The sequence below is a fragment of the Dysgonomonas sp. UBA7710 genome (genome assembly GCF_002482385.1).
Classification (GTDB): domain Bacteria; phylum Bacteroidota; class Bacteroidia; order Bacteroidales; family Dysgonomonadaceae; genus Dysgonomonas.
Genome location: NZ_DLFW01000013.1, coordinates 13958 through 28665 on the forward strand (window position 1 = coordinate 13958; position 14708 = coordinate 28665).

The following is a 14708-nucleotide window of genomic DNA, read 5'->3' on the forward strand; positions in this document are numbered from 1 at the left end:
ACATCCTCTTCTTTCACAACCTTAAATACTACCTATCTACCACTCTATAGCCTGATCTTGATCAGGTATCTGAGTATTAATTTTGCGTTCAAGAATCAGCGAACCTGTCACTTTATATACGATGTCGACATTTGGAATCATTGTATAATCCGTAAACTGATAGTCAATGTTGTTTATAGTCACATAACGGTGCAGCAGGTATGGACGGACATCATCCATTACTTCGCTCACCACATAACTGGCATCTTTATTCACAATCAGTTTCATATCCGGGTTTTCAGAAGAAAACGTCACGCCTCCGGACTCGCTGAAAGTCGCATAGACTTTGTATCTTCCACGGTCTATACGTTCCTCATCTATATTCCCTGCATAGAAGAACAGCGTATGCTCATCGACAACATACGATTGAATTTCAGCCTTAACGATAGGTGTCTCATTTTCATATCCGGCCATGTTGACTTTCAGAGCCGTACCGCTGTATACTCCGGAATAATCATTGAAAGGAATGATGCGGAGCAAGGCTTTTTTATAATTTTTGCGTGGATTTGCAACATAATTATAAGAAGGATCATCTAAAATTGTCAACGGAAGCACCCATTTATCTACCAGGTCAATATTGGCCAGCTTAAAATCAATATTCAGCAAAGACGTGTTTTCCCCAGCCTTTATCCCTACGCTTTCGGGTATTGAAAAATACTGGCTGGTCAATTCTTTATAGTAGAAATCCGTACGGCTCTGAAAACGTTCATAATTCAGGATTCTCAGCGTATCCGGGTCCGTAGCCACATGAACTGTCATGTCCTTATCGTTGTTTGTAGAACCGCTGACTATCAGAGGCAACTGATAAACCACCGGGTCAGTGTCTTTATAGCGAACATAGATAGGGGTTACTCCTCCATCCCCTATGGGAGCCTTGAAAGAAACATAGTGTTCAAATTGCTCATCTTTCCATTCATCGTTGCACGAACTGAATAATATTATCAGTACAGCGAGCAAGGATAACAAACCATATATTTTTTTCATATATTCATTTATTTTATAATTAATCATTGTAAGTCCATCCAGGATTCTGTGTCAGGCGCTTGTTGCGCTTCAACTCAGTATGGCTGATAGGCCAGAACCACATTTTATCGGCAAAAGTGGTTTTGAGTATCCATACGGCTACCGGTTGATGAAACAAATCCCTGTCGTTTACGGTCATCAACACATTACAACCGTATATAGGCAAAGCTTCTTCTACCGGAGCATCCATCCACCGGCGCAGATCGTAGTAGCGCTGTCCTTCACCCATAAGCTCTATAAAACGTTCGCGTTTTATTCTTTTACGCATATCGTCCCGTCCCGATTCCGAGTATGCTGTCTCCGGATAATCCGGCACACCGGCACGGATACGTACTGGATGAATTCCCCGTTTCATTTGGGTTATATCCCGGCTGATTGTGTATGCTTCGCCTTTCCACGATGGAATATTGTACGAACCTGTCAGCTCGTTTAACGCTTCCGCGTAGATAAGCAGGATATCCGCATAGCGGATGGCAGGTTCTGCTTTATTTACAATTCTGGACGAGTTTCCCCCTTCATAAGTATCGCTGGGATGAACAAATTTCATTACGCCGAATCCTGTACGCAACCAATATGCATTAGTTGAATTGAAGCCGTTCCCCTGTGCATTGTCACGGTAGTAGAATACCTGCTGGTTACGGTTACGTTCCTGCGATTCGTTCAGCAAATTCCAGAAAGCGCCGTTATAAGATACCGAGGCATAAAACCGAGGCTCCCGGTCGGCATATTGCAATGATACACCTTCCTTTAAAGGTTTATATTTACCGGCGTCATAATCTTCTTGTGTCACATATCCGGATACACGGTTGCTACCGTCTCCCCGTCCGATTTCTTTATCTTTGCCGGGGGCATCCGTCCCATCATTCATATAATACGCATCTACTAATTTCTGAGTAAGCCCATGAGTATTCCAGCCTGTAGCAGAACGAGGCAACTGGTGCGCTACCATGCTCACAATACTCTCGCCTCCCTGATTCTGCCCGCGTGTGAATATAAGTTCAGGATTACTCGATGCGCTTAATGTCCCGTTGAATACATCCCTGTACGACCGGTATGGGTCTATATTGGCCCAGCCTCCCGGCCATGTTTTTTCGGAAAAATTGCCATCACTTGGCGGAACAATGGTAGCGGGTTCTACATTGTCGCCTGTAGTTCGAAGCGGAGTCCAATATAAATCATATACGCCGAGCTCGATGACATCCCTGGCCGCGGCTGCCGCTTTAGCCCATTTTTCCTCGTTGTAGTCCGGAGAAAGTAAAGGCCTGCCCGCATCGTCTTTCAACAATTGAGCCCAGCCAGCCGTATTGCCGTTCGCTAACGGACTGGCCGCGTATATCAACACCTTGGCGCGGGTAGCTAAAGCCGCTCCGCAGGTAGGGCGGGCGATAACATCCTGCCCGCGTCTCATACCCAGTTTCTCCATTTCTTTCGCAGCCTGTTGCATCTCGGTAGCTATATATTCGGCACACTCCTCATATGTACTGCGGGGAGTAGCTATATCATCGTAACTTTCTGTATAGTCGATCCCCTCGTCAGGGACAATCGGAATAGGTCCGTATTTACGCAGCAGCAACCAGTACAGGTAGGCTCTGGCAAAACGGGCCTGGCCTCTGTAATCCTCTATCTCGTCGCGGCTCATTTCTTCATTCATATATATATTATGAATAAAAGTCGAAGCATTCCGTATTCCTCTATAGGATCTAACCCATGAATCCTGCTTGTCCCCTTCGTTGTATTCACCCATTTTGAACATATTGTACGATAGCTCATTCTTAGAAGGGTCAAGATCATGGTCGCGGTCGCCATAGTACATATCGTCTGCAAAACAATGCGGCGTATGCCCTTTACTTGCCACATCCGCGTTTATATCCATAAACTCTTGAAATACATGCGACAACCACTGTTCGGAATATACTTTACTCTTAAATACTTTCTCTGTAGTCAGACGGTCTTTGAAGTACTGGTCGGAATCCAGATAATCCGAACAGGAGAAGAAAAATCCTGCTCCCAGCACCAATAACAGAATATATATTTTCTTTATCATATTACTTTATTTTATAAGTTAACACTTAAGCCCAATGTAATCGATTTCGCCAATGGATAATCTTCTCCACGAGGTGTCGCAAGCTCAGGGTCCCAAAGTTTGAATTTAGACCAGGTCAAAAGATTGGTCCCGACCAAAAATACCCGGATGTTATTGCAATGAATCCTATTCGTTAAGTTTTTAGGAAGCGTATATCCTATATCTACCGTTTTCAGGCGAAGGTACGCTCCGTTTCGCAGCCAGAAAGTCGAATTCCTGTAGTTGTTCGCATTCCCGCCGAAACTTAACCGGGGATACGAAGCGTTCGGGTCTTCTGTCGACGGGTCGCCCGAAATATCGGCCGCTATCCAGCGGTTAGGCCCCATTACATCTTTTAATACCGTACCCCATTCTCCTTCACTGAACGCATACACGGTTTTTCCGTATGTGAAGAATGTCGATTTCCCTGCGCCCTGGAAGTGTACGTTTACATCAAATCCATTCCAACTGGCGGATATACCCGCGCCATAAATAAGATTAGGCCTCTGGGTAGCGCCGACAGCCACCTGGTCTCCGTCGTCTATAATACCGTCACCATTGACGTCTTTATACTTGATATCGCCTGGCTGAACAGTACCAAAAGTTTGTGTAGGGCTGTTGCGTATATCATCGTAGTCTTTAAACAAACCTAAGGATATCAACCCTTTAGCCTGATCTACCCGGTAACCTTCCTGGTTCTGATATGCATATACATTGTTTTCCTCGTCTCTTTCAAGTACTTCGTTCTTACTGTATGTCATATTGCCTCTGACGGTCAGGTTCACATCGCCCAGTTTTTGCCTGTATTCGATACGTCCGTCAAATCCTCTTGATTTTACTGCTCCCACATTAGCGCTCGGAGTACTTTCCAAACCAACCATAGATGGTAAGAAATTACGCGCCATATATATTCCCTCACGTTTTTCATCGAAGAAGTCCACATTGGCCTGGAATTTATCTCCGAAAAGCGATAAATCGAAGCCCAGGTTGTTTTTGGTAGCAATCTCCCAGGTGACATACGGCGAAGCAACCTGAGTATACCGCAAGCCTCCGATATAATGGTCGGTGCCGAAATCGGACAATTGATACCCTCCTTCCGGTACCCATATGTTTTGATCGTTCATGTGCCCTATCTCTGCCATAGAGTATAAATACGGGAAGCGGATATCCCCTAAGTTGTCGTTACCTACCCTACCCCAGGAATAGCGAACTTTGAACATGTTCATCCATTCCAGCTTGTCTTTAATGAATTTTTCTTCAGCTATATTCCAGCCTGCCGAGAATGCAGGGAAGAATCCGTATTGCTGGCCTACGGCGAAGTTTTCCGAACCTGTATATCCGAAATTAAAGTCCGCGAAATAACGCAGGTTCCAGTTATATGTCACGCGTCCGGCCAATCCCTGATTACGCCTCGATACTCCGTTTTTGATATCGGTTCCTAAATCGACAGTTTTAATAAAAGCGTCCCTTGTATATTTAAGGGCTCCCCCGACATTGTGCCCGTTAAATCCACGGTCCCAGTTAAGCATTAAATCGAGAAACTCGCGCCGGTTACCGGATGAATAACCACCCTGTACCATTTCACTGGGATCGGAGATATGGGTGAAAACTAATTCGCCCTGCGCGTTGCGACTGCGTTCAGCTTTCCATTGTTCAGGCCATTTGCGGCGCTGTATATTATTCGAATTCTCTGTATCGAAACCAAAGTGGCCGGTGAAACGCAGTCCCTTGGTTATGAAATCGAAGTTTTGCTCAAGGGATACGTTTGTTTGTATATTGTTTTCCCAGTTTTCATTGAAGCCTGTCTGTGTAGCCATCACCCATGGATTGGTCTGCCCTCCCGTACCAACAGCGGGCACATAACCATTCGAGTACATTACCGGTGTACGTATAGGAGAATATCCGAAGAGGGAAGCCCATACATTATTATTTTCATCACCTACTCCCGGGCTGTTGCGTTTCGACAATATTCCCGATACACCGACTTTCAGCACAGTGGACTTGGTGATGTCTATATCTGTGTTGAGACGGTAATTCCATCTCTTGTAATTCGCATTGGTATCATAATCCTCTCTGAGCGCTTTATCGGTTTTGTACATACCACCTTCGTCCGAATAGCTGACGGATACAAAATAACGGGCTGTAGTACCTCCCCCGCTCATATTCATATTGGCACGGTATGCCATGGCGCCATCTTTGAGCAGCAGGTCTTTCCAGTCTACATTCGGATACAGGTCGGGATCGAGCCCTAAACGCAGTATCTCCAGTTCTTCCGGCTGATAGATCGGGGAAAAGTTGCGGGTGATACGGGACTCGTTCAATAGGCTGGCATAGGTAGAACCATCGACAAACTCAGGCGTAATAGTACGCGTGTTGTATGTGGTTTCTACTTTAACATCGATGTTTATCTTACCCGATTTACCGCGTTTGGTGGTGATCAATATAACGCCGTTGGCTCCTTTGGAACCGTAAATAGCCGTAACGGAGGCATCCTTGAGTACCGAGAAAGATTCTATATCTTCTATATTAATATCGTTCAGGTCGCGCTCAAATCCGTCTACAAGCACAAGCGCACTGCTTCCGCCTCCAAATGTGGAGATTCCGCGAATCCAGAATTCCGATATATTTTTCCCCGGCTGGCCCGACACAGCCATAGCCATAATACCCGGTACATTACCAGCCAGCGCATTGGATATGCTCGACGTCGGATTTGACTTTAAGTCCCGCATATTAACCGTAGATACCGCACCGGTCAGGGTTTGCTTTGTCTGCACACCAGTTCCGGTCACTACAATCTCTTTCAATACACTGGACTCAGCTTCTTTCATTGTGATATCGACCACACGCTGTTCGTTTATCAGGACTTCCTGTCTTTCAAAGCCGATGTAAGAAAAAACCAGCTTCTTGTATCTTTCCAGTTTTATCTTATATTTTCCGTCCACATCGGTGATGGTACCCAATCCCGGAGCATCGGCCACGGCGACACTTACGCCAATTAACGGCTCATTACCGGCATCTGTCACCCGCCCTGTCACTTCAACTGTTTCCTGCGCGAAAGTGTTGAGAGAAAAGGCTATTAATGACATACATATTATTAAAAATTTCTTCATAATCGATATGTGTTTATTCATAAATTAAATTATTCTTCATCCATTTCTTCCAGGGCAATCTTACGAAGGCGGCGATTTTCGTCATCCGCTACGTAAAATGCGCGTTCTCCTTCATTATACGCGATTCCCGTAGGACGGTCGAAACGGGCTTCTTCACGCAAATCCCCGTCGATATAACCATAAGGATTGGGATTGATACTGGAACTACCCCGTCCGGCGAATGTGGTTACAGCGCCCTCAGGCGTCAGTTTACGGATAGCATGATTAAATTTATCTGTAAAGTAAAAATCATATACATCGCTTTTACCAGCTGCCTCATATTCGGTGTTTTTCACAAACACTCCCTGATAAGGTTGATCGAGGTGCGTGCTGGTACCGACGCCGTCTTCATATCCGCTTTCCCTTATTGTCCCGCATACTACATAGGGTTGATTGAACTGTTGCTTTTCCCAGTTGTAATCGACGCGTAAGATATAATGTTTATTGACTATCACTACATATGCGTAGTTTCCCGTAGGGTGTATAATGATACGGTATTCCCATTCCGGGTCGTGGACAAAAAATAGTGAGACATAGTCTTTAGGCCCCAATCCTTCGCTGAAATATTTGTTCAGGTCGTAACGGTAGAATTGTCCTTTTTCGTAACTGTTGAAATACATTTCGCCATTTACAGGATGAACCGCCACCGTGTTGCATTGCTTATACCTGGTGATGATGTCTTTGTTCACAAAGTTTTGGGCGCGGTCGACCCTGATAACATTCCGGTCGTCTTCTCCGCCCCTGTCTTCCGCGACAAGCATGTACTGCCCATCGATGGTAAAATCAATTGCGCGGGGACGGTCAAACCCTCCCTGTCTTTTGGTGATGGTGCTGTCCTGAAAATTTATCAGATAGAGCCCGTCGTTTCCATCACATACCATCCACAGGTTTTTAGGATTCACCGGGTCGAATTTCAGCCATCCCGAGTTTCTGAACCCTGCCGCCATTTTGTTTGGATCTGGGTCTTTAAACTTCCCGTCTTTCCATCCCTGGTCATCCCTGTCGGTTTTATACCCGGCCACTGTGGAAACGACCATCTTCCGTTGATATTGGAATATTTCCCCGGCTTCGGCTACGACAGGATTGTCTCCTTTTCCCACCCATACTTCGATGTTTCCTTTTATTGCTTTTCCGGGAACCAGACAGTAAAGGCTTTCACCTTCCACACCTATCACTTTGGCCTCTTTGCCGCCAATATATACGCGGATAAGGCTAAGGTCATTACCAAAGTTTTTTCCGTAAATGACCAATCGCTGTCCTATACCTCCTTCTTTAGGAAGGAAATTGGTTATCACTACCGGTTGGGAAGAATCAAAAGGAGGCGCGCTGTTGCTGTTCTCATTGTTATCTTTGCAGCTTGTGAGGCAAAGAAATAGCAGGAGCGGCATTATCCACCGGATACGCCACCAAGATTTAAACTTTTCCATAATGTTTTTCATTGAGTTTTAAATATTTTATTGACTGATACTTAAGAGAGCTGTTCTTAATGATATTTTCAAAATTCATTTGATGAAAAGGTAAAAGTCAGACTTTCTGTACCTGCATCATACGCACTTGATTTTGAAACCGTCTTTATATATGTAGGGGTAGAAGAAGTGTCTCTTTTTTGAGCAATAACATTGACTGTTCCGGTCTTAACAGGCTTCCAATAAAAACCATTAATCCCTCCCATTGCAAAATTTTTATCATAAGAATGTTCCCCAAATGATACAAAATAAGAATAATCATCATGATTTGAATCGGGAGGTATACTCACATAAATTTTAATTCTTCCATATACTCCAGTATTTGGATCTCCTAACAAAGGACTTCCTGAACCGTAAATGTTATTAACTATGCGGTTACAATAAGCCCATTTGGAAACTAAGTTGGCATTATATTTCGGTTCTGTTATTGTGCCAATATTTGGACCTGGGAAATCTTTATGCACCATTCTTATTCTGATTTCTAAATTACCATAAGCGAAATCTGTAGAATTTAGGTCTAAAGCTGCCTCATGCCCCAGAATATTATAGATTCCATATGTTCGGTATGGAACTCCCTCAACGTTAGCTACATTTCCTGGGGTTATCCAATCATAATTACCAATCCGGTATTGTACTTGCATTCTATAGTCTCGGAAATTAGAATAATTATATGGCGGGTATCCATTCCAAATAATATTTATATAATGGAAATAGTTGTTTGGTGAATACGGAGAATAAGGAGTGTCTAGATAATAAACATCATATAAGTAACAACCAAAAGTTCCCTCCCTATTATGCCACCATTCTATACCTGGAGCGATATAAAGGCCTTGATTAGTGTCGAGTATATAATTATCTGTATAAACAATGGATTTTAACTCTTTTTTCTCTTCTTTTTGTTCTTTTTCATCATTATCGGTTATAAGATCATTGGATTCGTTGCTACAAGACAATAACGTACACAAAACTGTTACAGTCAAATACATTAGATACTTTAATTTTTTCATAGTGTTACATTTTATTAATTTGAAATATTAATACTAATGGTCAATGTTTTTTTCATAATTAAGATTAAATTTTTTCTATAATAAATTTCTTAGTCTTACTTAGAGGGATAAGTAATTACCCTCATTTTCGGATCATTATTTTATTTTCAGATTAAGGTTAGTTGATTTAATTCTCTGATCTATTGTTATCTTTTTTGCTTTCCCATAGGCGATAAATTTTAGAGGTTAGTAATTGGTTTTTTGAATATGAATGGATGATTTCCCTTTTCTAAGTTTTGACAGGTGCGTATAGATGCAGAAACCCCTCTCCCGGGAACAAAAAAGTTCTCCGGAAGAAGGTTTTTTGCGTCTATACGCACTTATCAAAACTTAAAGAAGGGAAAACATCCATTCATATTAAAAACTCCAATTATTAACCTCTAAAATTTATAGCCTATGGAAAAATAAAAAAGATAACAGTAGATCAGAGATTTTAAACAACTAACCTTATTCGTAATTATTATAACAATGAAAATAACAAAAAACTCCTATCGACTGGATATTCCTCTGTGTCTAAGAGTTATAAAACGCCCCTCTGAGACACAATTAAATAGTAAAGAACCGCAAATTACTAACTTTAATTAACCTATTATGAAAGACATTTTTACTAAGAAAGTATTTATGTGCATAAGAACGGGATTGCTTATAATAACATTATTAGCAACAGGAAGCCCGCAATATATATCGGCTTCAGTACATAAAACCGAACAAGCCCAGAAGGAAGTGACAGGGAAGGTTTTCGACAGTTCTAACAAAGAGACATTGCCCGGTGTCAGCGTTTCTGTAAAAGGAACAAACATTGCCACTATGACAGATGCAGACGGTAACTTCTCCATAAAAGTTCCGTATGCTGAAGCTACTCTCGTTTTCTCATATATCGGATTCCAGCCGCAACAGATAGAACTGAAAGGCAGATCAACACTAAACGTCGATCTGGTCGAGGACATCAAGGCGCTGGATGAAGTTGTAGTTGTAGGTTACACAACTCAGAAAAGAGAGAATATCACAGGCGCGGTAGCAACCATCACGACGAAAGACCTCGTACAAAGTCCCACCGCAAATATAAACAACGCGTTAGCCGGACGACTTCCGGGTTTGATTGTAAACCAGTTCAGTGGAGGAGAACCGGGCGTAGATAAATCCGAATTGTTTATTCGGGGTAAGTCCACTTATGGGGATCAGTCTCCAATCGTAATCGTTGACGGAGTAGAACGCGACATGTCCTATCTGGCGGCAGACGAGATCGAAACATTCACCATATTGAAAGATGCTGCTTCTACTGCACCTTATGGTATCCGTGGAGCCAATGGAGTTATAGTTGTTACCACCAAGCGCGGTAAAGCTTCGGAAAAGGCTTCTGTGAACTTCAAGGCTTCTTTTGGATTTAATAAAGTAGGTAAAACCCCTAATTTATTAGGCTCTGCCGATTATGCGACTCTATATAACGAAGCATCGCGAAATGACGCCATGATGAACGGAACCCTGGAAAACTTTAAATATCCGTTCACTGACGAAGCTATTGCCAATTTCAGAATGGCCAAAGGTGATAATTCGGATGGCTTGGGATACAACTGGGACTATTTCGATTATATGTTCAAATCTGCCGCCCAGCAAGACTATAACCTGTCGGTTCGCGGCGGTACAGATAAGGTCAGATACTTTGTTATGGCCGGACATATGAATCAGGGAACCAATTACGACCATGTCGACTTATCCGATTATGACACATCTCCCAATTTCAAAAAATATAATTTCCGTTCGAATATAGATGTAGATATTACTGATAAGTTCTGGGTGAAACTGGACTTGGGCGCACGAATAACAGACCGTACAAATATTGGTTCGGCGGCCAGCCGTCTGGTAAATATTGCAATGACCCAGCCTCCCTACCTGCCGATTGTTCTGGAACAAAATGATAATCCGGCGAATCAAAGTTATTTCGTCAACAATCCTAAGGGGATGCTGTTCGGAGACCAGATTTATCGTTTCAACCTATTAGGGGAATTATCCCGTTCGGGCTACCACACCCAAAAGTTCACATATCTGGAAGGTAGCTTCTCTATGGGATACGATCTGGACTTCATTACAAAAGGATTAAAAATCGAAGGAACCTTCTCTTATGATGCCCGTGAAGAACAATGGACAAGGAGGGAGGTTAATACTTATAGCGAAGGATACCGCCAATACCCTTCTTACGCCACATTCAAGCCTACAGATGGTATTGACATTTACAGGACTCCCGGCCATTACCAAGGAACATATTCTACCGGTAATAAATACAATACAGACCAGACGGTAGGTAATAACTTCACTCAAAGCAACCCTTCCAACAGGACATACTATCAGGCAAAATTAATGTATCAGAACTCATTTGCACAGAATCATAATGTGACCGGAATGTTTCTGTTCAACCGCTCCACAGAAGGTCAATATGATGGTGATAAAGTTCGTCCCGATCACAGATATCAAGGCTTGACCGGACAGTTTACATATAATTTCTCAGACCGTTATTTTGCGGAATTCAACTTCGGGTATAACGGTTCCGAAAACTTTGCAAAAGAAAAACGTTACGGATTCTTCCCTGCCGGTTCTGTGGGATGGGTAATCTCCAATGAATCATTCATGAATAGTACAAAATCGTGGATGGATTTCTTAAAGATCAGAGGTTCATACGGTTTGGTAGGTAGTGACAAACTTCCGGGAGGACGATTCGGTTATCTGCAATTTTTCGAAGGTGGTGAAGGCTACAACTTCGGGGAAGGAGGCTTCAACACAAATCCGGGCGGATGGAGAGAAGGTGCTTTAGCCAACAGAGTTTTGACCTGGGAAAAAGCCCAGAAATTAAATATCGGGCTGGACGCTAATTTCCTGAAACAACGGCTGAGACTTTCATTCGACTACTTCTACGAGAACAGATACGATATCCTTACCGAACTGACAGGCGACAAACTAGGTTTCCCTGACATAGTAGGAAAAGACGCTCCCCGCATAAATTCAGGTAAAGTGAAAAATCACGGACTTGAATTTGAGGTGACATGGGCAGATAAGATAGGTAGAGATTTCAGATATTTCATTAAGCCTAATTTCACATTCGCCCGTAATAGGGTTGATTACATGAATGAAGTTGTCTATGAATATGCATGGAGACGGAAAACAGGGCAAGCTCTGGATGTAAATATGCTTTATGTGTTCGACCACTTTGTTGCAGACCAAGCCGAAGCAGACAAATTGAATGCTGATGGCTATCAGCCATGGGGAACCTTGATACCGGGAGATGCTGTTTACAAAGATCTGGATGGAGACGGGGTTATTACCGACCAGAACGACCGTATGGCGATGGGATATCCCCGCAGCCCGGAAATCCAATTCGGATTACCGATTACGCTACAATATAAAGGATTCGATTTTAGTGTACTCTTCCAGGGTGCGACAAACTCTACCATCATGCTGAAAGATGCTGCCGTATTTGATTTTCCTAACTTCGACCAGGACAAAATAGGACGCGTAAGACCTATGCATCTCGACAGATGGACTCCTGAAACTGCGGCAACAGCCAAATATCCGGCTTTGCATATAGGTACACACTCTAATAATAAGAATGAAAGCAGTTCTCTTTTCATGTACGATGGTTCGTATATAAGGTTAAAGAATATAGAACTCGGTTACACAATACCCCGCAAGATCATAAGAGTAGCAGGACTGAGCAATGTCAGAGTATATGCTCAGGCTCAGAACCTGGCTACATGGGATAAACTGGGTGATGTAGATGTAGACCCTGAAATGCGTAATGGAGGAGGAGACTGGTATCCTATATTAAAGGTATTTAATTTTGGTGTGGATATTACATTTTAATAAAATAACAAGAATATGAAAAGTTTCAAATATATATTAAAAGGTCTGCTGGCAGTCATATTGGTGTCTCTTGCTGCGTGTAGCGAATATCTGGACAAGCAACCCGACGATCAGATTCCTGAAGAAAAAACCTTTGCCAGCTATGAAAAGGTAAACCAGCTTGTAACAGACTTATATCTGAGAACAAAAAGGTGTAATGCCCCGATGACATGGTTATCACATTTCTCTTCCGCCGGATTGACCGACGAAGCCGAAGCCACTAACGTGGAGGGAAATATAACAAACCGTTACAATAGCGGTGACTGGAGTCCTACTGCTGTACCTCAGCCTAACAACGATATGTTCTGGAAGGGTATATATAATACTATACGCCGGGCGAATGTAATCATCGCCGGAGTTGCGAAGTATAACACTCCCGACAATCCCATCAATCCGGGTGACCTGAATAAAAGGGTTGGAGAGGCATATTTCATCAGGGGCTATCTGCATTATTTACTAGTACGCATGTACGGAGAAGTACCGTATATCGATTACGTAGTGGATGCCAATCAGCCTATGGACTTTAAGAAAGAATCGGTACATACGATCGTTAATAAAATTGCGGCCGATGCCAATGAAGCGGCTAACCGCCTGCCTGCAAATCAAACAGGGATAGATTTTGCCCGTGCAGACAAAGGTGCTTGCCTAGGACTGATTGCTATCGCAAAATGGACTGCTGCTGCACCGATGTACAATGGAGCCGCCAGTTACGGTTATACAGGAAAACGTGAATTTGAGTCTGAATATGCTTACGATGTCAAGCGTTGGGAAGCTGCCCGTGATGCAGCTAAAGCTGTGCTTGATTTTCAGGCCGACGGCAAACCGCGCTACTCCCTCTATACCAAATATACTAATGCTGATTTCAATGACAGCGGTGGTAAAGACTATAATGGTTCCACTGTATATACCCGCCTTTGGCAAATGTTCTACGACGAAGAAGCATTCAAAAACGAAGCTGTTTGGTTTGTAACAAAAGATAAGTATGAAGGGTGGTTTGGTGATATGTATCCTCCTAGCCGCGGAGGAGGTTCCCGTCAGCAACCCGTACAGGAACAAGTAGATGAATATGAGTACATTTCTCCTGACGGATACGGTTATCCGATCTATGACAGCAAAGCAATAGCAGACGGATACGACGACAGTAACCCATACATGTCGGTCAGGCGTGACCCTCGCTTCTACCGCGATATCATATTCCATGGAGCTGCATTCCGCGATGGAGGGAACAATCCTTCTGTTACAAATACAGCTTCCGGAAGTGACAAAATCGGGGCTAGTAATGCGACCACCACAGGCTATTATCACCGCAAATATTTGCAGGAAGGCTGGAACAGAAGCGGTAGTGTTTCCATAAGTGCCCCTCCTGTATGGCGGTTACCGGAATTTATCTATATTTATGCTGAGGCTGTAAATGAAGTATCGGGGCCAAATCAAGCGATATATGACCTTGTGAATACTGTAAGGGCACGTTCTTTTATGGTGCCTATGCCCGTAGCTTGTAAAACAAACAAGGATTTGATGAGGGAATATATCAAACGTGAGCGCCGTGTCGAATTCTATTATGAGAACAAGAGAACATTCTACAGCCGTTTATATCTGGAACCGACAACCGAATCGGAGTTGGCGAAAGAACAACAATGGCTGGCAGCAGGTTCTACGAACAACGAAAGATCCAAAAACTACTGGGCGCAATACCATCAGCCATATCCTAAATGCCAGCGCATGATTAACGGTATGATGCCTGTTGAAGATCCTAATGGTAAAATCGAAGTTGGAGGCAAAAAATACAGGATGGAACGTTTCTGTAAGGAAACACGGGTATTCGAGGCTCCTAAGCATTATTATTGGCCGATTATGCAAACTGAGTTACAGAAGGCCGTAAATCTGGTGCAAAATCCAGACTGGTAAATTTTATTGGTTATCTTGTGAAAGAGAGTTTATAGCTCTCTTTCACTGTTTTATGGCCTTTATTATTTATCTTTAGCCTCCAATAAATACAGCGCCTTGAACGAATACTTAAAATAAATTGAAT

Annotated in this window: 7 protein-coding genes; 2 read left to right on the forward strand and 5 right to left on the reverse strand. The window is 43.1% G+C overall.

Annotated elements, in window-relative coordinates; translation table 11 throughout:
- Window positions 1-36: 36 nt before the first annotated feature.
- The 5 genes from B3317_RS04550 to B3317_RS04570 form a co-directional block, all read right to left on the reverse strand.
- A complete protein-coding gene (locus B3317_RS04550) occupies window positions 37-1023 on the reverse strand; it encodes a DUF4973 domain-containing protein (RefSeq protein WP_291109065.1) in 987 nt (328 codons plus the stop codon).
- A gap of 19 nt (window positions 1024-1042) precedes the next feature.
- The gene (locus tag B3317_RS04555; protein ID WP_291109067.1) at window positions 1043-3106 is read right to left on the reverse strand and encodes a RagB/SusD family nutrient uptake outer membrane protein; all 2064 of its coding nucleotides are present in this window, start codon (window positions 3104-3106) and stop codon (window positions 1043-1045) included.
- Between the two features lie 11 nt (window positions 3107-3117).
- On the reverse strand, window positions 3118-6234 hold the full coding sequence (locus B3317_RS04560; RefSeq protein ID WP_291109069.1) for a SusC/RagA family TonB-linked outer membrane protein: 3117 nt from the start codon (window positions 6232-6234) through the stop codon (window positions 3118-3120).
- Between the two features lie 29 nt (window positions 6235-6263).
- Window positions 6264-7700, reverse strand: a complete 1437-nt coding sequence (locus tag B3317_RS04565; RefSeq protein WP_291109071.1) for an IPT/TIG domain-containing protein — start codon at window positions 7698-7700, stop codon at window positions 6264-6266.
- Window positions 7701-7768: 68 nt separating this feature from the next.
- The gene (locus B3317_RS04570) at window positions 7769-8746 is read right to left on the reverse strand and encodes a hypothetical protein (RefSeq protein ID WP_291109072.1); all 978 of its coding nucleotides are present in this window, start codon (window positions 8744-8746) and stop codon (window positions 7769-7771) included.
- Between the two features lie 630 nt (window positions 8747-9376).
- Here B3317_RS04570 and B3317_RS04575 point away from each other — a divergent pair.
- Entirely contained in the window at window positions 9377-12637 is a 3261-nt protein-coding gene (locus B3317_RS04575; RefSeq protein WP_291109074.1) for a SusC/RagA family TonB-linked outer membrane protein, read from the forward strand.
- 15 nt (window positions 12638-12652) lie between these two features.
- Window positions 12653-14584: a RagB/SusD family nutrient uptake outer membrane protein gene (locus B3317_RS04580; RefSeq protein WP_291109076.1), complete on the forward strand. Its 1932-nt coding sequence runs from the start codon at window positions 12653-12655 to the stop codon at window positions 14582-14584.
- Window positions 14585-14708 lie beyond the last annotated feature (124 nt).

Bases quoted from the DNA above. Each gene is read 5' to 3' on its own strand.
- B3317_RS04550 (WP_291109065.1), bottom strand. From the start codon at position 1,023: ATGAAAAAAATATATGGTTTGTTATCCTTGCTCGCTGTACTGATAATA.
- B3317_RS04555 (WP_291109067.1), bottom strand. From the start codon at position 3,106: ATGATAAAGAAAATATATATTCTGTTATTGGTGCTGGGAGCAGGATTT.
- B3317_RS04560 (WP_291109069.1), bottom strand. From the start codon at position 6,234: ATGAAGAAATTTTTAATAATATGTATGTCATTAATAGCCTTTTCTCTC.
- B3317_RS04565 (WP_291109071.1), bottom strand. From the start codon at position 7,700: ATGGAAAAGTTTAAATCTTGGTGGCGTATCCGGTGGATAATGCCGCTC.
- B3317_RS04570 (WP_291109072.1), bottom strand. From the start codon at position 8,746: ATGAAAAAATTAAAGTATCTAATGTATTTGACTGTAACAGTTTTGTGT.
- B3317_RS04575 (WP_291109074.1), top strand. From the start codon at position 9,377: ATGAAAGACATTTTTACTAAGAAAGTATTTATGTGCATAAGAACGGGA.
- B3317_RS04580 (WP_291109076.1), top strand. From the start codon at position 12,653: ATGAAAAGTTTCAAATATATATTAAAAGGTCTGCTGGCAGTCATATTG.